Origin of the sequence: Hyphomonas sp., assembly GCF_046313735.1 — a bacterium.
Lineage (GTDB): Bacteria > Pseudomonadota > Alphaproteobacteria > Caulobacterales > Hyphomonadaceae > Hyphomonas.
The window spans coordinates 1-22,457 of the sequence record NZ_JBKBXW010000037.1 but is presented as its reverse complement, the minus strand read 5'-3'; the positions used below and the strand labels follow the sequence as shown (position 1 = coordinate 22,457).

General features: G+C 63.4%; 26 protein-coding genes. 12 read left to right on the top strand and 14 right to left on the bottom strand.

Annotation, left to right across the window (positions count from 1 at the left end; translation table 11 throughout):
• From ACK4SV_RS15155 to trbB, 13 genes are all read right to left on the bottom strand, one after another.
• A partial coding sequence (locus ACK4SV_RS15155; RefSeq protein WP_409918685.1) for a DUF4172 domain-containing protein occupies positions 1-325 on the bottom strand: 325 nt, incomplete at its 3' end.
• A 162-nt stretch (positions 326-487) separates the two neighbouring features.
• A complete protein-coding gene (locus ACK4SV_RS15150) occupies positions 488-736 on the bottom strand; it encodes a hypothetical protein (protein ID WP_409918684.1) in 249 nt (82 codons plus the stop codon).
• Between the two features lie 8 nt (positions 737-744).
• The gene (locus tag ACK4SV_RS15145; protein ID WP_409918683.1) at positions 745-1,050 is read right to left on the bottom strand and encodes a DUF736 domain-containing protein; all 306 of its coding nucleotides are present in this window, start codon (positions 1,048-1,050) and stop codon (positions 745-747) included.
• Positions 1,051-1,053: 3 nt separating this feature from the next.
• Entirely contained in the window at positions 1,054-1,290 is a 237-nt protein-coding gene (locus ACK4SV_RS15140; protein WP_409918682.1) for a DUF2274 domain-containing protein, read from the bottom strand.
• On the bottom strand, positions 1,287-2,531 hold the full coding sequence (locus tag ACK4SV_RS15135; RefSeq protein WP_409918681.1) for a TrbI/VirB10 family protein: 1,245 nt from the start codon (positions 2,529-2,531) through the stop codon (positions 1,287-1,289). Before ACK4SV_RS15135 ends, ACK4SV_RS15140 begins: the two co-directional genes overlap by 4 nt.
• 4 nt (positions 2,532-2,535) lie before the next feature.
• Positions 2,536-3,537, bottom strand: coding sequence for a P-type conjugative transfer protein TrbG (gene trbG / locus ACK4SV_RS15130; RefSeq protein WP_409918680.1), 1,002 nt, complete (start codon positions 3,535-3,537; stop codon positions 2,536-2,538).
• A complete protein-coding gene (gene trbF, locus ACK4SV_RS15125; RefSeq protein WP_409918679.1) occupies positions 3,534-4,232 on the bottom strand; it encodes a conjugal transfer protein TrbF in 699 nt (232 codons plus the stop codon). Before trbF ends, trbG begins: the two co-directional genes overlap by 4 nt.
• A gap of 4 nt (positions 4,233-4,236) precedes the next feature.
• Complete coding sequence (gene trbL / locus ACK4SV_RS15120; protein WP_409918678.1) at positions 4,237-5,559, bottom strand: P-type conjugative transfer protein TrbL; 1,323 nt, start codon at positions 5,557-5,559, stop codon at positions 4,237-4,239.
• Between the two features lie 5 nt (positions 5,560-5,564).
• Positions 5,565-6,284, bottom strand: a complete 720-nt coding sequence (gene trbJ / locus ACK4SV_RS15115; protein ID WP_409918677.1) for a P-type conjugative transfer protein TrbJ — start codon at positions 6,282-6,284, stop codon at positions 5,565-5,567.
• A gap of 8 nt (positions 6,285-6,292) precedes the next feature.
• A complete protein-coding gene (gene trbE, locus ACK4SV_RS15110; RefSeq protein WP_409918676.1) occupies positions 6,293-8,764 on the bottom strand; it encodes a conjugal transfer protein TrbE in 2,472 nt (823 codons plus the stop codon).
• Entirely contained in the window at positions 8,758-9,012 is a 255-nt protein-coding gene (locus ACK4SV_RS15105; RefSeq protein WP_409918675.1) for a VirB3 family type IV secretion system protein, read from the bottom strand. The genes trbE and ACK4SV_RS15105 overlap by 7 nt, the downstream gene beginning before the upstream one ends.
• Entirely contained in the window at positions 9,012-9,338 is a 327-nt protein-coding gene (locus ACK4SV_RS15100) for a TrbC/VirB2 family protein (RefSeq protein ID WP_409918674.1), read from the bottom strand. Before ACK4SV_RS15100 ends, ACK4SV_RS15105 begins: the two co-directional genes overlap by 1 nt.
• Complete coding sequence (trbB, locus tag ACK4SV_RS15095; protein ID WP_409918673.1) at positions 9,335-10,327, bottom strand: P-type conjugative transfer ATPase TrbB; 993 nt, start codon at positions 10,325-10,327, stop codon at positions 9,335-9,337. Before trbB ends, ACK4SV_RS15100 begins: the two co-directional genes overlap by 4 nt.
• Before the next feature lie 273 nt (positions 10,328-10,600).
• Here trbB and ACK4SV_RS15090 point away from each other — a divergent pair, with 273 nt between their 5' ends.
• On the top strand, positions 10,601-11,449 hold the full coding sequence (locus ACK4SV_RS15090; RefSeq protein ID WP_409918672.1) for a DNA -binding domain-containing protein: 849 nt from the start codon (positions 10,601-10,603) through the stop codon (positions 11,447-11,449).
• 236 nt (positions 11,450-11,685) lie between these two features.
• On the opposite strand, the gene ACK4SV_RS15085 is transcribed toward ACK4SV_RS15090, so the two are convergent.
• Entirely contained in the window at positions 11,686-12,093 is a 408-nt protein-coding gene (locus ACK4SV_RS15085; protein ID WP_409918671.1) for a hypothetical protein, read from the bottom strand.
• A 217-nt stretch (positions 12,094-12,310) separates the two neighbouring features.
• Here ACK4SV_RS15085 and ACK4SV_RS15080 point away from each other — a divergent pair, with 217 nt between their 5' ends.
• The 11 genes from ACK4SV_RS15080 to ACK4SV_RS15030 all read left to right on the top strand — a co-directional run bounded on the left by ACK4SV_RS15080 (position 12,311) and on the right by ACK4SV_RS15030 (position 21,868).
• On the top strand, positions 12,311-13,483 hold the full coding sequence (locus ACK4SV_RS15080; protein WP_409918670.1) for a Fic family protein: 1,173 nt from the start codon (positions 12,311-12,313) through the stop codon (positions 13,481-13,483).
• Between the two features lie 304 nt (positions 13,484-13,787).
• Positions 13,788-14,354 (top strand): antirestriction protein ArdA, encoded by a 567-nt coding sequence (locus ACK4SV_RS15075; RefSeq protein WP_409918669.1) that lies wholly within the window; start codon positions 13,788-13,790, stop codon positions 14,352-14,354.
• Between the two features lie 15 nt (positions 14,355-14,369).
• A complete protein-coding gene (locus tag ACK4SV_RS15070) occupies positions 14,370-14,582 on the top strand; it encodes a hypothetical protein (RefSeq protein ID WP_409918668.1) in 213 nt (70 codons plus the stop codon).
• On the top strand, positions 14,579-15,052 hold the full coding sequence (locus ACK4SV_RS15065; RefSeq protein WP_409918667.1) for a hypothetical protein: 474 nt from the start codon (positions 14,579-14,581) through the stop codon (positions 15,050-15,052). The genes ACK4SV_RS15070 and ACK4SV_RS15065 overlap by 4 nt, the downstream gene beginning before the upstream one ends.
• Positions 15,052-15,303 carry a hypothetical protein gene (locus ACK4SV_RS15060; protein ID WP_409918666.1) on the top strand — a complete coding sequence of 84 codons (252 nt, stop codon included), beginning with the start codon at positions 15,052-15,054 and terminating at the stop codon, positions 15,301-15,303. The genes ACK4SV_RS15065 and ACK4SV_RS15060 overlap by 1 nt, the downstream gene beginning before the upstream one ends.
• A gap of 11 nt (positions 15,304-15,314) precedes the next feature.
• Positions 15,315-17,348, top strand: a complete 2,034-nt coding sequence (locus tag ACK4SV_RS15055) for a ParB/RepB/Spo0J family partition protein (RefSeq protein WP_409918665.1) — start codon at positions 15,315-15,317, stop codon at positions 17,346-17,348.
• A 194-nt stretch (positions 17,349-17,542) separates the two neighbouring features.
• Positions 17,543-17,866: a DUF736 domain-containing protein gene (locus ACK4SV_RS15050; protein WP_409918664.1), complete on the top strand. Its 324-nt coding sequence runs from the start codon at positions 17,543-17,545 to the stop codon at positions 17,864-17,866.
• A 180-nt stretch (positions 17,867-18,046) separates the two neighbouring features.
• A complete protein-coding gene (locus ACK4SV_RS15045) occupies positions 18,047-18,289 on the top strand; it encodes a helix-turn-helix transcriptional regulator (protein ID WP_409918663.1) in 243 nt (80 codons plus the stop codon).
• A complete protein-coding gene (locus ACK4SV_RS15040; RefSeq protein ID WP_409918662.1) occupies positions 18,286-18,804 on the top strand; it encodes a S26 family signal peptidase in 519 nt (172 codons plus the stop codon). The genes ACK4SV_RS15045 and ACK4SV_RS15040 overlap by 4 nt, the downstream gene beginning before the upstream one ends.
• Before the next feature lie 208 nt (positions 18,805-19,012).
• A complete protein-coding gene (locus ACK4SV_RS15035; protein ID WP_409918661.1) occupies positions 19,013-20,935 on the top strand; it encodes a DUF3363 domain-containing protein in 1,923 nt (640 codons plus the stop codon).
• 258 nt (positions 20,936-21,193) lie between these two features.
• The gene (locus ACK4SV_RS15030) at positions 21,194-21,868 is read left to right on the top strand and encodes an SOS response-associated peptidase family protein (RefSeq protein WP_409918660.1); all 675 of its coding nucleotides are present in this window, start codon (positions 21,194-21,196) and stop codon (positions 21,866-21,868) included.
• Positions 21,869-22,457: the final 589 nt, after the last annotated feature.

Below are 22,457 nucleotides of genomic sequence, written 5' to 3'. Positions count from 1 at the left end.
TTGTCTGCAGCAGGTCGACCATCATGTCCGCGATCCCGCTTTCTGCAGGACGCGCCGATGTCCGGGCGGTCTTCAGACCAAGGGCACGTTGGATGGAGGACTGGACACTTGCACGGTCCAGCGTTTCCCCCTCGATCTGAGACGTATCGATTGCTTCCAGGCTCATTACTGAAATGCTCAGGTCGATCCTGTCTTCATCAGAAATATTGCGCGACGTGCCGATCAGGACGCCGGCCTGCTCCAGAAAACGAGCCTCGCGGGCACAAAGTTCCTGCCGGTCCCGGATGAAGTCCGGCCAGTCGCGAAGCTGCCAGTTCCAGTCCATGATCGATCAGGTCCTGCGTTTTAGATCACTTTATATGGCAAAAGTGATTAATAAAAGGGTGTTTTATCGATCATTTCCTCTTTTAAGGGCCTGGAGCAGCGTCTGTAAGCAGTTGAAGGATAGAAGGGTGGGGTCTTCAAGGCGGACACACCGACTTCACTCTTAATTGCCTTGTGAATTCTCAATTCCTTCGCCGTTGAGCCTGCGGGCTGGTCTTGGGTCTTTCGTGGGCCTTCCCCGAACAGGTCGAGACTGGCTGAGCCGCGCCATGACCCTCGATCGTCTTTTGCTGCGTTCCGTCAGTTCTGTTTCCAGGCGCTCGAAGATGGGCCAATAAGTGTAACCATAAAGATCAACGATCTTTGCGGCGATGCCGAGGGCTTCTTCGAGATCCTGGTCGCTGACAGACATGCTGTTGCTTATTTGGGCCGGTTCCAGACCATGACGCCGGTGCCTTCCTTTTCGTTTTCGAAGAAGGCAGCTCGCATTGGCTTTGTGAAACTCGGATCATCAAGTTTGACGGCGAGATAAGGTGTCTCGCCGTCCTTTGAATCCTGCCGCCACGCCGCGCCGAGTTCGGCGCCGCCAGCGTAGAGCCTGTAATCAGGTGCTCCGTTTGCCTTGTCCTTGTTAGGAACAAGCTGGGCTTTGACATTGATGGTCATGGTACGGATGGTCCCCGTCCATGTTCCATCCTTGAGTGTGAATGCGCCGATCTGTGCCATGGGTCAGTCTCCTTTGTTGGCATGGGTGGGCAGGGCCTTCCGGGCCCGTCTGAACCCGGCGTCTGAGGCCAGGAACATGTCGATCATGGCGGCGGCGAGCGTTTCGCTGCGCTCGGTTTCGCCATAAGTCTCCTGGTAGACCGCCGCATAATCCTGCAGAGCCGCGGCAGTTTCAGGATCGAGTGCCAGGGTGAGCTTCACTGGCGTTCGGTCGGCGAGTTTTCCAAGACGGAGGTTCATGGGGCTGTCTCCCTGTACGGGCGAAGGACAAGGTCGCGGGTGACGATCACATTGACCGGCCAGCCGGGACGGATCGTGATCGAAGGCTGGACACCGAGGCTGCGGCTGACCGCGCGCTGGCCGGCCTGGTTGATGGTATCTGTGGTCCCGCGCCGGATCGCGCGTTCAATGTCGCTGTCCTCGCCGGGGCCAAGCTCAGCGCCGATGCCAAGCAGGGTTGCGAGCCCGGCGGCTGCAAACACCTTGTCCCAGTGATTGTCGGTCCGGTCTTTCAGACCCGCATATCCGGATGTGTCACTTGCCGGCTCTGAAATCAGGATTGAGGCCCCGTCCGGGAAGATGATCCGGTCCCAGATGACCAGCGCGCGGTCCTGTCCGAACGAGACTTCCGACTGGTAGCGGCCGATCAGGCGGCTGCCGTGCGGGATGAGAAGGTGCTGACCGCGCACCGTGTCATAGACGTTCTGCGTGACCTGCGCGATGACCGTACCCGGCAGGTCAGAATTTATCCCCGTGATCAGGCTCGCCGGGATCAGGGAGCCCGCCATCAGCTGGTAGGGCGAGAGCGGGTCCTGCACCCTGTCGGGATTGTAAACCGGCCCGGAGGAGCGCTCGCTTGCAAAGGCGGCCTTGCGGGACTGGAGGTTTGCATCCGGGTCCTGGCCCGTTGTCCCCGGCGGGTATTGCCGTGTGAGCGCGAGAAGCTCTGAGGGCAGGTCGAGCCTTGTACCATCTGCGGCGGACGCAGGGGCCTGGAGCGGGGCCGCGCTGCCGATCCGGAACAGCACCGGCGCGCGGGCGGCTTCCTCAGCCCGGGCGGCTTCTTCAAGCCTTGCGCTTCGCGCTGCCTGGTCTTCCGGCCGCGCCCGGAAATCTGTCCGGTACTCGGCCTGGTATTCTGGCTCGATACCAAAGGCGCGCTCGGTCGCCAGCATGGTGGCGCCCAGATCTCCGGAATAAGGCGCGCCCAGCACCGGTACGTCCTTGAGCGCGGTATAGTCGGCCGGCAGCGCCGAGAACCCGTCCGGCTTGCGCTTCCCGGCCGCGACGAGCTCTTCCTGCCGGGCGGGCTCTGCCGCACGCGGCGGCGCCAGGGCGACGGACGTCGCCGCAAACAGGCCGAGCGTGCCAAGGCCTGCGCCGGCCAGGAGCAGCCTACGATTGATCCGGGCGGCGGGCTTCGGCGCTGAACGGATCTGCAGCTGCCGGGCCGCTTCCTTGAACGGGGGTGGCTCGGTCATTGGATCAATCCCCGAACCAGCGAGACCGGCGCGCCGCGCTCACCTTAGAGATCCGCACGACCGTCTGCTTCCTTGTCCCGTGCCTGAGCTCGGCGGCAGTAAACAGCCGGTCGACAAAGTAATAGTGTCCCCTGACCCTGTAATTGACGAGCTCAGCTTCCCCACTCGACGACAATACAAAGAGCGGCGGCATGTCGGAGGCGGAGACAGCTGCCGGCATCTGGATGAACACCTGGCGCCCGTCGTCAAACACGCGGACAGGTTTCCAGTCCGGGCTGTCGCCCGCGATGCGGTAATTGAAATTGAGGCTCTCAAGGCTGAGACCGCGTTGGACCGGGACCGCGTCCTGACGCGCCGCACTGGCATTTCGGGCAGAGAGGCCGGCAAACTCATCCTGCGGATAGCGCCAGGACAGGGCGGCCATATAGGTGGCCGGCGTCGATTCCAGTTCGAGATGATAGGTTCGCCGGTCGGTCGCAATCATCAGATTTGTGCGCAGGCCGGCAGCGACCGGCTTGACCAGGATATGCGCCCGGGCTGCAGGGCCCGACCCGGACGCAGTATCCCCGACGACCCAGCGCACGGTGTCACCCGCCGATACCGACACCAGCGTCTCTCCCGGCTGGAGGGCAATATCCGTGACCTGGCCGGGGCTCGTATAGAGGCGGTAGAGGGCCCCTTCCGTGTAAGGATAGACCTGGACGGCATTGACGAACCCTTCCGAGGAGGGCTCGATCACCGCGCTGGCGCGGCCTTCCTTCACCGTCATCGCCGGGGTCTGGGGACTGGGTGTGCGTGCTGCTGCTTCGGACTCAACCGGTTTGAGTTGGCCGGGCAGGGGCAGGGCGATCGCCGTTTCGACAATCTCCACCCGTTCGGGGCCCGGCTCTTCCAGTGGAATCGCCGCGATGAAGTCTGCGGCTTCGAACACCGGCTCAGGCGGCGGCGGGGTGGCGCAAGCCGCCAGCAGGGCGATCGCCGGAGAGGCAAGCAGGATGCGGTTCATTGTCTGTCTCCTGTGACAAGGTCTTCGCTCCAGCTGAGCGAGCGGACATAGAGGCCGAGGGGATTGGCGCGGAGGGTTTCGGCGTCCTTCGGGGGCTGGACCGCGACCGAGAATACGCCGGTGAACCGCTTGGCGCCGGTCAGCGCGCCGCCCTCATAGGTCTTCTCGGTCCAGCGCGCCTGGAAGCTGTCGGCGCTGACGCGGACAATGCTGACGACATCGACCGTGCGCGAACGCCGTCCAATCGCGGCAAACGGATCATTCTCCCGGGCATATTCGGAGAGCGTGGTCGCAGCGGCAGGCCCGGCGAAGGTATAGGCTTTAAGCCAGTTGCCGCGGACCACGACCGGATCGATCGACAGGCTGCGGACGGATGTGATGAACCCGGCGAGATGGTGGGCGATCTGCGCATCGCTCGGCGTATAGGGCTCTGTCGCAGGACCGACGGCTCTGGCCGCCCCGGTCTCATCGACCTCGACGATATAGGGCGTCACCGTCGACTGGAGGCTTCGCCAGACCAGCGCGCCGGAGGCCGCAAACGACAGCGCCAGGCAACCGAGCGCCATCAGCCGCCAGTTCTTCGCCTGAACCCGGGCCGATCCGATCCGCTCATCCCAGACCTGTCCAGCCTTCTGGTAGGGCGTCTCGGGAGAGGGCGACGTGCCATAATGGGCGTTGGGGCGTTTGAAGCGCATGGGGTTATTCGTCCTTGTTTTTCAGAGAGGGGGCCGCGCCCGGAGAGCCGCGGTCCCCGTCGCGCAGGCTGTGCATCGCCAGCTGACGGGCCTCGCCGAGGCGCTGGGAGGTGCGCATTCCGCGCGCCCAGCCGGGGCTCTTTTCGGGCGGTGAGGAGGACGAGGTTTCCGGGGGCGCAGACGCTGAGCCGCCGGTTGAGTCGAACGCCCCGCGGGCGCCGCGCCGGTAGGCATCGCGTACGCCGGTGGAGGGCCGTGCGGCGGCGCGGCGCACCGTGTCGCCCGCCGCCTGGGCAACCCCGCCAAGACCGGCTGCGAAAGCAGCAGTGCCTGTTTTTCCCGAAGCTATTGCACCGAGGTCGAATGCTGTACGCGCGCCGCCCGCCATCGAAGCCCCGGCCTTGACCGCGCTCGCCGCGCCGCCTGCGGCAGCGCCAGCGGCGGCCCTGGCGCCAAGGCCGGCGGCGACCGTGCCAGCTGCGACGCCCGCGGCCGCGCCAATGGCCGAGCCAGCGCCGAGCTGCGGGGCGCCCGTGATGAGACCGCTTGCCATGCCTGGCCCAAAGATCCCCATCCAGAGGAAGACGATGGCGGCGAGCACGGTGCCCATGACTTCCGCCAGCGTTACATCACCGGTTCCGGCAAAAGCGTCGGTGACGGTCGTAAAGAGGGTCGAGCCGATACCGATAATGACCGCGAGCACCATCAGCTTCAGGCCGGACGTGATGACATTGCCGAGGACGCGTTCAGCGAGGAACGACGTCTTGTTCCAGAGCGCGAAAGGCACGAGCACAAAGCCGGCCAGTGTGGTCAGCTTGAACTCGAGGATGGTGACGAAGAGCTGGACCGCGAGCACGAAGAAGGCGATCAGGATCACCGCCCAGGCAATCATCAGCACCGCGATCAGGATGAAATTGTTGAAGAAGGCGATCGGCCCCATCAGCTCACCCGCCTCATCCAGTAAAGGCAGCGCAGCCTCGAATCCGACCCCGGCAATGTAGCCCGGCCGCATCAGGTCTTCGGCTGTAATGAGACTGCCACTGGCTTTGAGCCCGAGCCCCGCAAAGCTGTCGAACACGATGCCGGCGAGGAGGGAGAAATTGCCGATCAGGAAGGCAAAGAAGCCGACATAAAGCACCTTCTTGATCAGCCCGGCGATCACATCGGCATTTTCGGACAGGGCCCAGAACAGGCCCGCCAGCGTGATGTCGATGACGATCAACGTCGTCGTGAGGTAAGCGACATCGCCCTCAAGCAGCCCGAACCCGCTATCGATATAGCGGATGAAGGTGTCGAGAAACCGGTCGATGACGTCCATCTCGTCCATGGCGCTCAGTCCCCGCTGCCGAGGAAGGATTGGAGCCGCGCACGGCCGCGGGTCTCTTCGGCGAGCCTGCGCGCTTCCTCGAGCGCGACCGCCCGGTGCTGGGCAGCCAGCATCGCTTCGATCTGCATCAGCTGCTGGGTGGTCATGGCGGCAAGCTCATTGCCGGCCTGAGCGGCCTGCAGCGCGCCGGCGGCATTATGGCTTTCGGTCACAAGGCGGCGGACGGCGCCCGCATCGTCCTCATTGCCGGCAAGGGCCGCCGCGGAGATTTCCAGCGTCTCGCGGAAGGCGTCCCGGGATTGCCGCCAGCGGGCGCGGGCGTCTTCAACCAGAACCGCGCCCGGCGTCGCGGCGCCGTAGTCCTCCGGATAGGCCGCCTCAAACGCGCGCTCGATATCGGCCATGGAATAGCCGATGCCGCGGGCCCGGCGCAGCACCGCCTCGATCTGCAGGATCCGCTGGCCGATAATGCTTTCGGCGACGGAAACAGGCATGGTTTCAAGATTGCGGGCCATGTTCTCCAGCATCTGGATCTCATGGGCGAGCTGCTGGACCTGGCCTTCGAGCTCCTGCAGCGCGCGAACGGCTTGGAGAATGTTCTGGGCATGGTTGGCCGGGTCATAGACCATCATCTGCGCGGCGGCCGGCGGGGCGAGAAGGCCGGTCACCGGCAGGGCGACCAGCGGCAGGGTTGTGATCAGGAAGCAGGCAAAGGGTCGGCGCATGGAGTGTCTCATTCGGCAGCGAGGATCTGTGGAAGGAGGGATGAGCTTGCGGGCTGTTCGGCGGAGGGATGACCGGGCCAGCGGGCGAGCAGGTCTGCTGCCCAGGCGAGGCCCTTTTCATGAAGCCAGGTCTCGGCGAAGCCTTCACCTTCAGTCTCGGCCATGACCCGGTCAAGAATGGTCTGGTCTTCCGGCGAGCCGGCGGCGGCGAAGGCGAGCGCGACCGGGCCGAGGCTGAGATCGAACGGCCGGCTGCCTTTGGGCGACTGGAAGTAATAGTCCCGCTTGGGGGCCCCCCGCCCGATGATTTCGATCTGGCGCGCATTGAGCCCGAACCGCTCATAGGTCTCGCGCAGAGCCGGCTCCTGCGCGCGTTCATTGGCGAGGAATATCCGCGTCAGGCAGCTTTCGAGGATCGCCGGAGCAATTGCGCTTGCGCTGATGTCGGAAAGCGACTGGGTGGCAAACACCACCGCCACATTCTTCTTGCGCAGCGTCTTGAGCCAATCCCGCAGCCGGGCCGCAAACACCGGCGCATCCAGGAACAGCCAGGCTTCGTCCAGCATCAGGAGCGTGGGCTTGCCATCAAAGCGCGCTTCGAGCCGATGGAAGAGATAGGTGAGCACGGCCGTCGCGGCGGCGCCCTGCTGCATCAGCTCTTCCATCTCGAAACAGGTGATACTGGCGAGGGCGAGGTCTTCCTTGTCCGCGTCGAGCAGGTGCCCGTGGGGGCCCGCCAGCGTGAACGGATGCAGCGCGGTTCTGAGCGCCTCATCCTGCAGCAGGAGAACTAAGCCCGTCAGTGTACGTTCGGATGGAGGTGCCGAGGCGAGCGAGGTGAGCCCCTGCCAGAGCCGCGCCTTGAGTTCGGGCGTCAGTTTGACGCCTTCCCCGGCCATGAGACCGGCGAGCCAGCCCGCTGCAAAGCTCGCCTCTATTGGCTGGTCGATGTTTTTGAGCGGTTGGAGCCGGGGGAGCCGTGCGCCGCCGAGATCGAGATGCACGCCGCCCATGCCGAGCACGGCGGCGCGCGCTGAGCGGCCCTTGTCGAACAGGAAGACCTGCGCACCGGCATAGCGCTGCCATTGCAGGGCCAGCATCGCGAGCAGGACCGACTTGCCTGCGCCGGTCGGGCCGAGGATGAGGGTGTGCCCGACATCGCCGGCATGCAGGTTCAGGCGGAACGGGGTCGTCCCGTCTGTGCGCGCCTCGATCAGCGCCGGAGCACCAAGATGCCGGTTCTGCCGGTCGCCCGCCCAGACCGCCGAGAGCGGCACCATATGGGCAAGGTTCAGCGTATTGAGGATCGGCTGGCGGATATTGGCATAGACATGTCCCGGAAGGCTGCCGAGCCAGGCATCGACCGCATTGAGGGACTCCCGGATGACTGTGAAGCCCTTGCCATTGATGATGCGCTCGGTCTGCCGGGCGCGTTCTTCGGCCAACCGCGGATCTGTGTCGGCAACCGTGATACTCGTGGTCACATAGCCATAGGCCACAAGATCGCTGCCGAGTTCCTGAAGCGCGGCGTCTGCATCGAGCGCCTTGTTGTCGGCGTCGCTGTCCAGAAGCGCCGTGGGCTCATTGAACATCGTCTCTCGCAGGACCGCGCCCACTGACTTGCGTTTGGAAAACCAGTGCCGGCGTTTGCGTCCAAGGACTTTCTCGGCTTCCGCCTTGTCCATGGCGATGAACCGTGTCGCCCATCGATAGGCAAAACCCTGGCGGTTCAGCTCGTCCAGTATCCCCGGCACCGTTGATCCCGGAAAGCCGAGAATTGTCAGGACCCGGAGATGCGCCTCTCCGATCATCGGTTCGAGCCCGCCAGTGAATGGCTCGTCGGCAAGGACCGCATCAAGGAAGACAGGGATTTCCGGGGCGGCCACCTTGTGGCGCCGGCTGGAAATGCAGGCATGCAGGTAGGTCAGCGTCTCCGCGTCCGAGAGCGGCGCGATCTCTGCCAGCGCGAGCGACAAGAGGTCGAAGGTGCGCGCCGCCTGCTGCTGGAAAACCAGGAGACGTTCGCGCCAGCCTTCGCCGTCCGGGCGCTCGGGGCGCTCAACCAGCGCTTTCTCCGCGCGCGCGCCGGTATCGGGCGGCGGTAGCCAGAGCAGGGTGAGGTAATAAGCGCTCTCAAATCTTGATCCGGCTTCCTCGGCGTGGGCGGCGCGCTCCTCATCGATCAGCCAGGAAACGGGATCCGGAAAGTCTGACGCCGGATAATCTTCCGCTTCCTCGCGGACCGCTTCGAAGAACAGCGCCCAGCCCGACCCGAACCGGCGCAGCGCGTTGTTGACCCGGGCCATCACTGCGATCAGTTCGGACTCGGTCGAGCTTTCCAGGTCCGGCCCGCGATAGCGGAATGTCGTCTGGAACGCGCCGTCCTTGTTGAGGACGACGCCCGGCGCCACCAGCGCCGCCCAGGGCAGGTAGTCGGCGAGCAGGCGCGGGGCAGCGGCATATTCATGGAGGTTCAGCATGAGAGATGTTCCTTGTGCCGGAGCGCGCGGATGAGCGTCGCCATGAAGTCAGGGTCCCTGCGGGCGAGGAAGACAGCCGCCGAATGCCCGAGGAGCCAGATGAGAAGGCCGGGGATCCAGAGCTGCAGGCCGAGACCCACAGCGGCTGCGAGTGTGCCGATCGAGATCGCGAGATTGCGCGGCGCGCCTGCCATCAGAACGGGCTCGGTGAGCGACCGGTGCAGCGGAATCTCGAACCCGTCGGTCATCAGATCAGCGCCCCGCCGCCAAATGAGAAGAAGGTGAGGAAGAAGCTCGTCGCCGCGAACGCGATCGAGAGGCCGAAGACGATCTGGATGAGCTTGCGGAAGCCGCCGGAGGTTTCTCCGAACGCCAGCGTGAGACCCGTGATCGTGATGATGATCACCGCCACGATGCGGGCGACCGGCCCTTCGATCGATGAGAGGATCTGCGTGAGCGGTCCTTCCCAGGGCATGCCGGTTCCGGCAGCATGCGCTGGCAGGGCCAGCCCAAGCGCGAGCGCGAGGCTGAGGGCCGGGATGGCCCTAAGGGTGAGGCGTCGTGATTTCGTCATGAGGCATCTCCTTGATTGACGAGGGATAGGGAGCGGGAAAGAACTGGCTCGGTGCGGTAGCCTTCACCGGAGAATTCCAGGACGCGGACGGCGTCTTCGATGCGGCGCTGGCCACTGGCACGGGACATGAACACGATGACGTCGACCGCTTCCGCAATCAGCTCGAAGGGCACGCGGGCTGTGCCTTCGCTGACGAGCTGTTCGAGACGGCTCAGCGCGCCGAGCGCTGAATTTGCGTGAAGCGTTGTGAGGCCGCCCGGATGGCCGGTGTTCCAGGCCTTGAGAAGATCGAGCGCTTCTTGCCCTCGAACCTCGCCGACAATGATCCGGTCGGGGCGCAGGCGAAGCGTCGAGCGCACGAGTTCGCGCAGCGTGACGCGCGGACCTTGCGTTCTCAGGGAAACGAGATTGGCGGCGGGGCAGGTGAGTTCGCGCGTATCCTCGAGGATGACGATCCGCTCACCGCTGAAGCCGCCTTCGCCAAGCAGCGCATTGGCAAAGCTCGTCTTGCCCGATGAGGTGCCGCCCGCGATGACAATGTTCGCACGCTCGGCGACCAGCGCTTTGAGCGCGCCCGCAAGTGCCGGCGAGAGCGCACCCTGGCGGACATAGTCTGTCAGCGTGAACGGCGTGCGGGCGAGCTTCCGGATCGAATAGCAGGGCGCCGTAGATACGGGCGGCAGGACACCTTCAAAGCGTTCTCCCGTGCCAGGGAGCTCTGCGGAGACGATTGAGGATTTGAGCGAGGCTTCGGCGGCGAGGCCGGAGGCGACCAGTCGGATCACCCGGTCACGGTCGCCCTCACTGAGGACATGTCCGGTCCGGATCAGGCCGCGGCCGGAGTCTTCTATCCAGACGCTCCCATCCGGATTGGCCATCACTTCGAGGGTAGTGTCGCTCTCAAGCGCCGCGCGGACAACAGGGCAGAAGGCGGTCTGCAGCATGGCCTGATGGCGCTCGGCGCTTGTGTTCAGGTGAAGGTCCGTCATCTGGCAGTTCCACGTCTTTGGGTTTCCTGCATTGTTCCTGAGATGGTAGTGCCAGACGAGTTGGAGCGGGGGCCATTTTGTGCAGGCGCGCGCGATGACTTGCAGCGCACTGCAGAATGCCGGATTTCAAGGACGCAGGGACAGGCGCAGCCCGGGCTACATTCAAGGCAATTGGCGATTGCGGCCCCTGAACCTGAAGATGCATGGCTAACGGAAAAAATTCGCTAAGGTGGAATCAATCTTGCATTCGCCGTTGCAAACGGAGGATGCCTGATGAAGACATTCACGCTGGAGTCGAATGCCGCCCTTGTGGGCTATGACTATCTGTCCCGGCTTTCCATGGATCGCTGGGCCTGGGAGTATCTCAGGCGAAATCACCGCTTCCAGCGGGATTACGCTCTGTGTACAGATCTCAGCCCTTCAGTATCGATTGCGCCCTGCGCGCCCATCCGAATGCTGAAGTCCCGTTCTGAACAGAAGCTGGCAGGGCGCTGGGGGCTCCTCTTCCTGCCGGATCCCGCGCTCAACGGCTTTCAGGCAGACGCTGTGTGGAGCGAGGCCGCTTACCCAGGCCAGGTCGAAATCCATTGCAGCCCGTGCGGGCCCGGTGAAACCTGCAATCTTTGGAAACGCACGCTTCCAATCGCGAAGATCACTTACATCATTGACCGGCTGGGCCGGGAGTATCTTCTGGTGCGCGGCAAGGGTTGCGTTGTCCAGGTCAGATGCACGGGTTTGCCGCTGATCGGACTGGAGCCAGTCCGGATGAAGTTTACCCTGCCCGATATTGAGGCCTATGAGCGGATGGCCCGGGGGCAGAAAGCGGTGCTGCAACTTTATGGCGACGGGCCGGATCTCTCGGTCCCGCTCTGGACCAAGACGACACAGATCCTTCGCAACGGCCTGATCGCGCTCGACTGCCTGGAAAGGGGCATGAGCCGCCGGGAGATCGCAGTGCTCCTCTATGGCGAAGCGCGTGTTGCCGACGCCTGGAATGATGACAGGGGCTCGCTGCGCGACGCGGTGAAGTACCTTGTCCGCAAAGCCGAGGCACTGCGTGACGGCGGATATCTCATGGAATTGCTCGGCGCCCAGATCGGGCCCAATCAGAAGGTTGCCTGAAAAGCCTCTGGTTTGTTTGCGGTCCGCCCGCGCGAGGTGCGCGGGGCTGTCCGGCCTGGCGGCCTGCCCGGCGAGGCTCACTGAGGATCCGGTGGTCGGTCTTCAGGTCTGCGGCTGGGGCTCGCCGGCGGACCGGCCGCCGCGCGCTTCCCACTGTCCGCAGGTTTCTTTTGGATCAAGGGTGTCTGAGGTGATTGCGGACAGAGGGGTCGCGGGCGTTCGATAGGTGGCCGTGTTCAGGCGGCGCTTCGGGCTGGCACAAGCCGGCACATCGTGCCGGCGCGTTCGTCAGCCTTGAAGTGCATGTCCCGGAGCCCGGCCAGCAGTGCGCTGTCTTCCGGAACGGTCTTCATCTCGATGCAAGTGACACCGCGTAATGCAAGCCAGAGGCTGGCTTCTGCAATGAGTTCCTGGACATCCGATTGCCAGAAGGCGGTCCTGGCGACGATGATGGCGGAGATCATACCGGTCTTGCCTTCAAGCTTGAACCAGATGGCGGCCGCCAGACGATCTTCTCGCAGTCCCGCAAGGATGCGGTCGCCCGAGGTGAATTCTGGCGGGTCGCCGAGCCGGTGCGCCGCCGGGCTGAGCCGGGAGAGCCCGGCGGTATCACTTTGACGGAAATCTCGGATGTGCAACGCCATGACGGGGCAGTCATGGAAAGATTCGGGCGGGCCGCGCGAGTCTTTACTTGGGGCGACTGGGCTGCCAGGGGCGCTGAACCAGGTGCTGCACGAATGTTGGCCGCGCCCTGCGCATGTGGGCTGCAGGAGAGGTGCCAGCTTTTGACTGGCAGGCCAGGCTATTAAACTCTAATTGATTATCCTTTAATAACGATTGGGCGCTATTAAAGGATGGATCATGGCAGCACAGGAAGACTCCGGCCGGAAGGGCAAATGGGTGACGAGCACCGTCACCGGCGAGACCGTGCGCGCCTTCCTGCCGCCGGATCTGCCGCCCCGGCCACCGATCGACATGGCTGGTTTGTCGGTCCTCGCTAGCGAGGCGATGCTCGCGCTTGGCAGGCTGGACGGCGTTCGCAGCGTGGCGCCCAACACCTCGCTGTTCCTCTACATGTATGTGCGCAAGGAAGCGCTGCTGTCGTCCCAGATAGAAGGGACGCAGTCCTCGCTGTCCGACCTGCTGCTTTACGAAGATGAGGCTGCGCCCGGCGTACCGCTCGACGATGTCGAGGAGGTCTCGACCTATGTTGCGGCTCTGACCCACGGCCTCGAGCGCATTCGTGGCGGTTTCCCGATGTCGCTCCGGCTGCTGAAGGAAATGCATGGCATTCTCCTGTCCTCAGGCAGGGGAAGCACGAAGCAGCCTGGCGAGTTCCGCCGCTCGCAGAACTGGATCGGCGGGACACGGCCCGGCAACGCCCTGTTCGTGCCGCCTCCGCCTCAGCACGTGCTGGATCTCATGAGTAATCTCGAGGCCTTCCTGCACGAGACGGACTCTGGCCTGCCGCCTCTTATAAAGGCGGGGCTCGCGCATGTTCAGTTCGAGACGATCCACCCGTTCCTGGACGGAAATGGACGACTCGGGCGCCTGCTGATCACGCTATATCTCTGCGAGCAGGGGATCCTTGATGAGCCGCTCCTCTATCTGAGCCTCTATCTCAAATCCCACCGGGCGACCTATTATGCGCTCCTCCAGGAAGTGCGCGAGCAAGGCCGATGGGAAACTTGGCTCGAATTCTTCCTGACCGGCGTACGGGATGTGGCGCATCAGGCGCATGAAGCAGCGCGGTCGATCTCGGCAATCTTCGCCGAAGATGCCGCACAGATCGCCGGACTCGGTCGCGGGGCGCCGGCCGCCCAGGCTTTGCATGTCCTTCTTCAGAAGCGCCCGCTCCTGACGATCGGCACCGCCGCCGAGCTTTCTGGCGTAACATTCCCCACCGCGACGGCAGCGCTCGAGCGCCTGCAGGCCCTCGGCATTGTCGAAGAGATCACCGGCAAGGCGCGGGGGCGCGTGTTCGTCTATCAACGATATCTGTCTCTCCTCGAAGCAGGGACAGAGCCGCTCTGAGCTGAAGCATGACTGCCGGGTTGATCTTCAGCCCGTTCCAGTTGGCAGCGCCCGTGGCAGGTCTTGTCGAGCTTACCTCCGCCTCAACGTTGTTCCTCCTCAGCCGGCGGTGGGCGGACGGCGCGTTTGCCGGAGCGCGGTCCCCGCGCAAGGGGGCGGGACTGAATCGTTTATAACTGTCCGTGGGCATCCTACCTTCAGCTTCCCCTTGCGCGGCGCCCTTATGCGCTCCGGCCAAGCGCCTTCTCGCCGCCCACCCCCGTCAGCGGAGGATCATCACGAGGTGCGGCGTGAGGAGACAAACATGACTGACCAATCCACTGCCGTTGCATTTCTTGGAACCACGGTTGAACCAACGCTTCAGGACAGACCCCGCATCTACGTTGCCTGCCTTGCCGCTTACAATAATGGCCGGCTGCACGGGCGCTGGATCGATGCCACGACGCAGGACGAGATCGCCGCAGAGGTGCGCGCCATGCTGGCGGAGAGCCCGGAGCCGGATGCCGAGGAATGGGCGATCCACGACTATGAAGGCTTCGAAGGCGCGCACCTCTCGGAATACGCCTCGTTTGAGACCGTGTGCGACCTTGCCGAGTTCATCGGCGAATATGGCGAACTTGGCTCCCGCATCTATGGACACTTCGGCAACGACCTTGAGCAGGCACGGGCCGCGTTTGAAGATTATGCCGGCGAGTATCGCAGCGCTGCCAACTTTGCCGAAGAGCTTCACACCGAACTCGGCACCGCGATCCCTGAGAGCCTCAGCTACTATATCGACTGGCAGGCGCTCGCCCGCGACATGGCGCTGAACGGCGAGATCATGGTGTTTCAGACGGGCTTCGACCAAGTCCACATCTTCTGGTCACGGTAAGGGGAGGGCGCGGATATGACTCCCGAAACCACCCAGCACCGGTTCACGCTTGAAGAACTGCAGCAGGCGGACGACTGGTCCGAGGGCTTCTGCCTTGCCTGCCGCGCCCCGCAGGGCGGCTGTGAGCCGGACGCGCGGGCTTGTGAACGCGACGATCGCGGCGAACGCGCCGTCTACTTCCCGCACTGGCTCGCCATCGCGGGCCTGTTCGCGGAGGGCGAAGCATGAAGTTCACCCAAGGCTTTCAATCCTATGTCTGCCCCGGCGATGTCCTCACCTGTGAGGCCGGGCCCTTCACCGTCCTGGCGCAGGTTGTACCGGACGATTGTCCGGATGCGCCGGATCAACGCCAGGACGGTTTCTGGCCCTCACTCTACAAGGATGCGCCGGGATTCATTGGTCCCGGGCCAAACCACCGCCAGCGGTTTGCCGAGGCACAGGCCAAGGCCGAAGCCATCATGGATGGCTGGCGTAAAGGTGACTGGTTCTATTGCGGGATCGTACTCAGTGTGTCGCTGGAAGGTGTTCCACTTGCATCCCATGCGGCAAGCCTCTGGGGGATCGAGGCCAACTATCCGGGGACGGATAACAGCTACCTCAGGGAGGTCGCAAACGAACTCCTCCCGGAGAGCATGGCTGTGGCCCGTGAAACGCTCACCCGGCTCGCCGCGCATGCGCAAGCGAAGGAGGGCGCCTGATGCCGGACATTTTCGAACAGCTTCTCGGTCCGCGCCCCTCGCTGACACTCGACATTGAGCAGGGATTTGTCACGGCAATCTGGGTCGCGGGCCGAAGGCCGGACCTGATAATTCGGGACTTCGATCTCGGCGCCAGCGCGCCGGATGCCTCACTCGACACCTTCGGTGCACCCTACGTGCCGATCAACTGGCACCTGCCGCCATGGCGGCTGGGCCTGGCCCTTGCGCCCCCACACCTGTTTCCATTCTGAGGAATTTCCCCATGTCACAACCTGACCTGATCCACATCGAGCTCAGCAAGCTCAGCATTTCAAAACTCAACATGCGCCATGGGCGCAAGGCGCCGGATATCTCCGACATCCTGCCATCGATCCGGGAGAAGGGCATCCGCCAGACCCTGCTCGTCCGGCGCGAAGGCGGCGGCTTCGGCATCGTTGCCGGACGCCGCCGGTTCTTTGCGCTTCAACAGATTGCGAAGGAGACGGGCGCTGATCCGCTGGTGCCCTGCGCCGTGATGGCGGAAGGCGATCCGGCGTCTGCCATAGAAGCCTCGATCATCGAAAATGTGGCGCGCCTGCCTGCCACCGAGATGGAGCAGTACACGGCATTCCGGAAGCTTCACGACGAGGGAAGAAGTGTCGAGGAGATCGCTGGCTTCTTCGGTGTGACGGAACTGAACGTCCGGCGTGTGCTGGCGCTCGCTGCGCTCAGCGCGCCGATCCGCAAGCTTTACGCTGATCAGGAGCTCGACCGGGAAACCGTTCGCGCGCTGACGCTTGCCACACCTGCCCGGCAGGCGGATTGGCTCAAACTCTGGACCAGCGAAACTGAGCGCGCCCCGATGGGGCGGGCCTGCCGCGCGTGGATCACCGGCGGCAGTGCGATCACGACCGACAAGGCCCTGTTCGACCTTGCCGGTTACACCGGCGGGGTGACCGCCGACCTGTTCGGCGAGGCGGCTGTGTTTGCTGATGCCGCCGCATTCTGGGAGGCGCAAAGAGCGGTGATCACTGAGCGCGTCGATGGCTACCACCAGCGCGGCTGGGCAGATGTGGTCCTGTTGGAACGCGGCGCTTACTTCCAGCGCTGGGACTATGTCCAGACGACCAAGAAGCGGGGCGGCAAGGTCATCGTCGAACAGCGCCATGATGGCACGGTGACGTTCCATGAAGGCTGGCTAAAGGCAGCCGAGGCCCGCAAGTCCAGGGCGGCTATGGCTGGCGGCAAAGTGGCGCCGCAAGCAGACATACGGCCCGAGATGTCCGGCCCGATGGCGGACTATATCGGCCTGCACCGGCACGCCGCCGCGCGGGCGAGCCTGGTCCGCAATCCGCGCATCGCGCTGCGCCTCACGGCGGCGAATGCGCTGTGCGGTTCGTCTCTCTGGAACGTGCGCCAGCACATGCCAGGCGCCGTGAAGGAAGCGACACTTGCAAGCGTCGAGGGCGGGTCTGCTGCCGCCGAACTTGTCGCCGCGCGGGAGGGCGTGGAGACCCTGTTCGAGGCCCTCAGCGCGCCGGTCCCGCGCCGCAGCGGGGACGCTTATCATCTCTGCGAGACATTCGCCGCATTGCTGGCCATGTCCGACGCCGAAGTGATGCAGATCATGGCGCTGGCTATCGCCGAGACAATCGACTCCGGCGGGCCGGTTGTTGAAGCAGCGCTTCACGCCTGCGACACTGACCCGGCGGAGTCCTGGAAACCCGACGAGGCGTTCTTCGACCTCTTGCGCGACAAGCGGGTGATCACCGCTTTTATCGCAGACGCCGCTTCGTCAGAGGCGGCGCGCGAGGCCGAGAACGCCACCGTAAAGGCGCATAAGGCGCTGCTCGCAGAGGCACTCGTTGCCCGCAAGGCCTCGCTCGTCGGCTCATGGATGCCGGGGTGGATGCAGGTGCCGCCCACGCGCCATATCGAGGGCGCAGCCAGTCCGCCGGTTGATGCCTGGGACCGGATTGCCGGATTGTTCGAAGCGGATGTGACGGAGCAATCCCGCACCGAGCCTCCAACTGCGAAGCCACAGCTGCCTGAGTTCTTCGTCTCCTCTCAGGCGGGATGGAGCCGCCCGGTGTTTGCCGCCGGGCGGCTTTTTCTTGCGCGAGGGTCTCTATGTGCGGATCAGGGAGAAGGCGGTTCAAACCGCGCGTCTTGCCGTCCGAAATTGCGTCTGACTTTCCGAGCTATCCCGCAATGCGTTGCGGAACAGGGGGCCTCATTCGTTGCCACAACCTGCCTCTCGCGGACCCCTTGTTTCCGTCTCTTGCCGTTGGACCTGGACGACCTGCGCCGGGCCTGAAACCTAACCGGCGAAGAATTTTCCCCTGCGCCTTCGGCGCATTCCTCGCGCGCCAAAATTCATCGCCGGTCAGGTGCTCCACTGCGTTGCGCCCCTGACGGGTTCAGACCCGGCGCAGGCCGTCCTTTCGGTCCGGCGTCGACGGGAACAAGGGGTTCCCGGAAGACAGCCAAGGAAACGAAAAGGAGACCCCCATGGCAAACGCACTCGGATATGTCACGGAAACCAAAGCCGGCTTCGAAGGCACCCTCGCAATGATGAACCTGTCAGCTGCGATCCGCATCGAGAAGAACGCCGAAAAAGCCGGAGATGGCCAGCCGGACTACCGCATCTTCGCCGGTGAGACCTCGACCGAAATCGGCGGCGGCTGGATGCGCAAGGCGAAGGCTTCAGGCCGGGATTACCTCTCGATCACGCTCGCAGATCCGCAGATCGGCCCCCGGAAGATCTTCGCGAACCTCGCCCCGGTCAAAGGCAGGAAGGGCCGCCACGTGATCCTCTGGAACCCCCGCGACTAAGCCGGGAAATTCAGCCTCAGAGAGCCGCTCCGGAGGGACCTCCGGGGCGGCTTTTCTGCGTTCAGGCCCCGGCCCTGAAGGGAGGGGGAAAATGCGCGTGCGCAATTTTCCCCCTCCAATCCAGCGCAGGCGCTGGCAGCATTATCCCATCACGAACGAACTGAAGAAAGGAAACCAGTGATGTCCGGAAAAGTGCCAACGAACCCCGACGCAAAAGATGAACACGTGCTCCTGAACGTGCAGGAAGCCGCTGCCTTTCTTAGGCTGACGCGCTCCACGCTCGACCATTATCGCTGCGAAGGAAAAGGCCCGATTTACCGCAAGCACGGCACCCGTGTTTTCTATACGCGGGCGAGCCTCATCGACTGGTCCGGGCGCCGGGAATTCTCTTCGACATCCAGCCGGGCAGGGCAATCCCGATGAAATCCGGATACGCGCTCGCGCTCGTGCTGGGAGGATCGGCGGCCTTGTTTGGTCTCGTGTTTGATCCACCGGAGAAGGTCATCTGGAACCGGACAGCGAGCGCGCCGGAAGGGCTTTACTGGCTGAGAGACGAGCCATTCACCAAGGGCCGATGGGTCGTTCTCTCAGCCAGGAGCGGGCCAGCGGAGTGGGCTGAGGCGCGTGGATATGTCGGCGAAGACTCGCCACTTCTGAAGCGGGTTTCAGGGGTTCCGGGAGACAGGCTTTGCCGGGATGGAGTGGATGTATTCATCAATGATGAGCTCGTCGCGAAAGCGCACTTGTCAGATGAAAAAGGCCGCGATCTACCGGCCTGGGACGGGTGCATCACGCTCGAGGAAGGCGAGCTGTTCCTGCTCTCCCCGCACCCGTCCTCCCTGGATGGGCGCTATTTCGGAGCGGTCCGCGAAGCGGACATTCTGGGTGTCGCGGTGCCATTCTTCGGTTCATCCGTTCACGGGCAATCTGCAAACTAGGGCAAGGCGGTGCAATTGGCTGCAAGGGTGGGGAAGGCGGACCCGGTAGGGCAAGATAAAAGGGTTGGCGCCAGGCCTTGCCTTTCGCCTTGTCTGCACAACGATTTTTCGGTGCCCGTTGCACGGGGTCGAGACGCCGGGTTTGGCGCGATCTCCAGCATTTTCAGCAGATCCAGCTGGCGCCATATCCTGATTGGGGAATCTTCAAATGACGGATGAATTTACACCGCGTCTGGGCCGGATCGGTGACCGGGGCCGCACCAGCGGTTTGCTCTTCAAGAAGCGCGCAAGAAAGTCTGAGGCGCGTCTCGGCCGGAAATCTCAAAAGGTGCAGTTCACAGGTGCTGACATTGGGCGCGGAGGGGCGAGTGCGCGGTCCCTTGAAGTACGGAGTCAACGGCTGCCGGCATTCCGGCTGCGGCGTGTCGTCGTGAAGGCCCACCTCGCGAGGGCGCCGCGAGGCGGTGGTGCCGGGGCCCTTAAAGCGCATCTGGGTTACATCCAGCGGGACGGCGTGGAACGCGATGGTTCCGGGGGCCAGCTCTACTCACGGGACGGCGTCGAAGCTGATGCTGACGCATTCCTTGAGCGCTGCGAGGAAGATCGCCACCAGTTCCGGTTCATTGTGTCGGCGGAAGATGCAGGTCAGCTTGGCGACCTGAAGGACACGACGCGCACCCTGATGGCGCAGGTGGAATCTGATCTCGGAACGCGCCTCGACTGGCTCGCCGTGGATCACCACAATACCGGCCATCCGCACACCCATATCGTGATCCGCGGCAAGGACGCGGACGACAGGGATCTCGTCATTGCGCCGGACTACATCAAGCGGGGGCTTGCTTCCCGGGCGCAGGACATCGTGACCGAGCGTCTTGGTCCAAGGCGTGATCTCGAGATTGCTCAGGCGCGGCAGCGGGCGGTGACCCTGGAGCGGTTTACCGGCCTCGACAGAAGCCTGCTTGCGGAAGCCACAGAGTACCAAATCCGCATCGCAGATGGGCGCGGTCCGCAGGGGCGGTTTGAGGAAGCGTTGCGCCGAGCCCGGTTGCAGTATTTGGAAAGACTAGGCCTTGCTCAACCGGCTGGCAGGGGCGCATGGACGTTGACACCCGGCTGGGAGGACACGCTGAAGGCGCTGGGGCAGCGCCGTGATATCCTGAAATCCCTGGCAGCGAAGAACCGAGATTCCGCACCCGACCAGACGCTTCGAACGTTCGAGCCTGCCGCGCATGGCTTGGAGAAGCTTCTCGGCTCGGTGGTAGCGTCTGTTCCGGAGGATGAATTGCGTGACCGGCGAAGCCTGATTGTGGGGGATTTTCATGGGACTCGCTGGATTGTGGATATCGGGCTCCGGGAGCCCGGGACGACCCCACCCGAGGGCGCGATAGTGGAGGTCAGGGCACGGACCCCGAAACTCAGGGAGATGGATGCCTCCATCCTGAACATCGCCGAGCGCTCTGGGGGGATGTATGCGGACGCGCTGCATCTTGTTGCCGATCCAGCTGCGACCCGTGCGTGGCGGCAGGGACATGTCCGACGCCTGGAGGCCTTGCGACGCGCCGGTATTGTCCAATGCGACAGCGAGGGGGTGTGGCAGGTGCCGCAGGACTTGGCCCGGCGCGCTGCCGACTATGATGCCGCGCGGACGGGGCGGCTTGAGGTTCAGGTCCGGTCCTGGCTCCCGCTCAAAGAGCAGGTCCGGCATGCGGGTCTAACATGGCTCGATACAGAGGGAGCGGGGGTTCCCGGCGATGTGCTCGCGAAGGTCCGGCAGGCGCGCCTCACCTTTCTTCACGAGAAGGGCTGGCTTGAAAGGGGAAACAGCGAGGTGGGGGAAGCCTTGCACGCCCGGCTGCGCGTCATGGAGTTGCGGAGGGCATCAGGCATGCTTGCTTCATCAACCGGACGCGCCGCTGTGGAGCTGGTACCGGGAGACAGGTTTGAAGGCCGGTTCGAGAAGGCGATCAATCTGGGGCAGGGGAGAGTTGCGGTTGTTGGAAATGCGAAGGAATTTGCACTTGTGCCCTGGAGGCCCGAGATGGAACGCCATCGGGGTAGGGACATGGCGTTCAAGCGAACATCGGCAGGTGTCAGCTGGACGATAGGAATTGAGCAGGGATTAGGGAGGTGAGCCTATGGCTGCTTATGTGGGCGATGATTGAATATACGAGTGTGCAGGTGTGCGCGACGCTCGTCGGTCAACAGGAAGGGGTGATGTGGGCTTGCGGGCGCCAGATTGCACTTAACTCTATGGCGTGACGTCGGCTTTTCCTGAAATCTCAAGAATTACGGTCTGGCCGTTAATAAGGGTCCCATCACACCATATAAGGGCAGGGCTCTGGCCCTGCTTTTTTGGCTGCAGCAAAATCCTCAAACCGCGGTTGATTGAATGTGCAACCTCTATTCCTTCGGTTCGCCGGGCGGCGTCATGGACGCCGCAAACAAGGCACTTGGCAAAAAAATTTCTCTGGGCGCTTCAGCCGGAAACCTGCCCGAAGGCTATGTCGGCGCTGACAGCAATGGGCCCATCATCCGTCATGCCGGAGATGGCCTGGAGATCGACATCCTGCGATGGGGCTTTCCGCCAACAAGCCCGAAAGATAAGGACGGAAAATGGGCGCCTCCGATCACCAATATACGCAACCTGGAAAGCCGGTGGTGGCAAGACGTGAACCGAGAATACCTTCTGCGCCCGGAGTATCGCTGCCTGGTCCCATTCGCGTCCTTTTCCGAGCCCGTCCCCGGTAAGGGCCGCGAGAATGCCTGGTTCGAGACCACAGAGGCGCAGGGCTTTTTCGCCGGCATCTGGCGGGCATGGTCGGGCGACACACGCCTTGTCGCAGTCGAGGGCAAATCAAGGCGCCAGAGGGCAGCCGCTGAACTTGAACTCTATGCCTTCCTCACCACCGAGCCCAACGCCGTTGTCGAACCGATACACCCCAAGGCAATGCCAGTGATCCTGACAGACCCTGATGAGCTGGCGGCATGGATGGCGGGCGGTGAGGCAAGCCTGCGCCTGCAGCGTCCGCTGCCCGCCTCAGAGTTGAGGCACATACCCAGTTAAACCAGTCGGCCTCAACTGCCCGCCGAACGCACTTCTGTCACAGCGGACGCCCGGCACCCTTAACCGGCTTCCAGCGCGGATGCACGTTTGCGGACCTTGCGCCACACCTCGAACACCGGGCCCGGCGCCCGATTGTGATGACGGTCTCATCTGCACCAAATGCGTCAACAGGCAGGACGAGGCTGTGACGGCAGGTGCTGATGCGGCAAATCAGTTCGATGCTGATCAGATCGTGATGCAGCTCGGCGATCGCTGGCGGAGGGAGCATATGCGGGGGTGTCATGCCCGTTCTTATCATGGCCTGTGACAGGACTTAAGTGACCCTGCCGCTCTTAGACGATGACCGCCGGAGCCGACCCGGCCCGTTGCTGACCCATGAAATCAATGTAAAACTCAACTCACGCGGATGTTGTAACAAATGTTTTGGAGTGCCTGTTAATGAGGCAAATGTGGTTCTTGGTTTCTGTAGAGAGGTGGCTCGGGAAAACTGAACACGGTGGTTAGGTGAGATTTCTGCCTGCAGATCGGCTATTTTGCCGGACACAGGAGACGACCATGCCCAGACGACCCCGCCGGAATCACAGTCCGG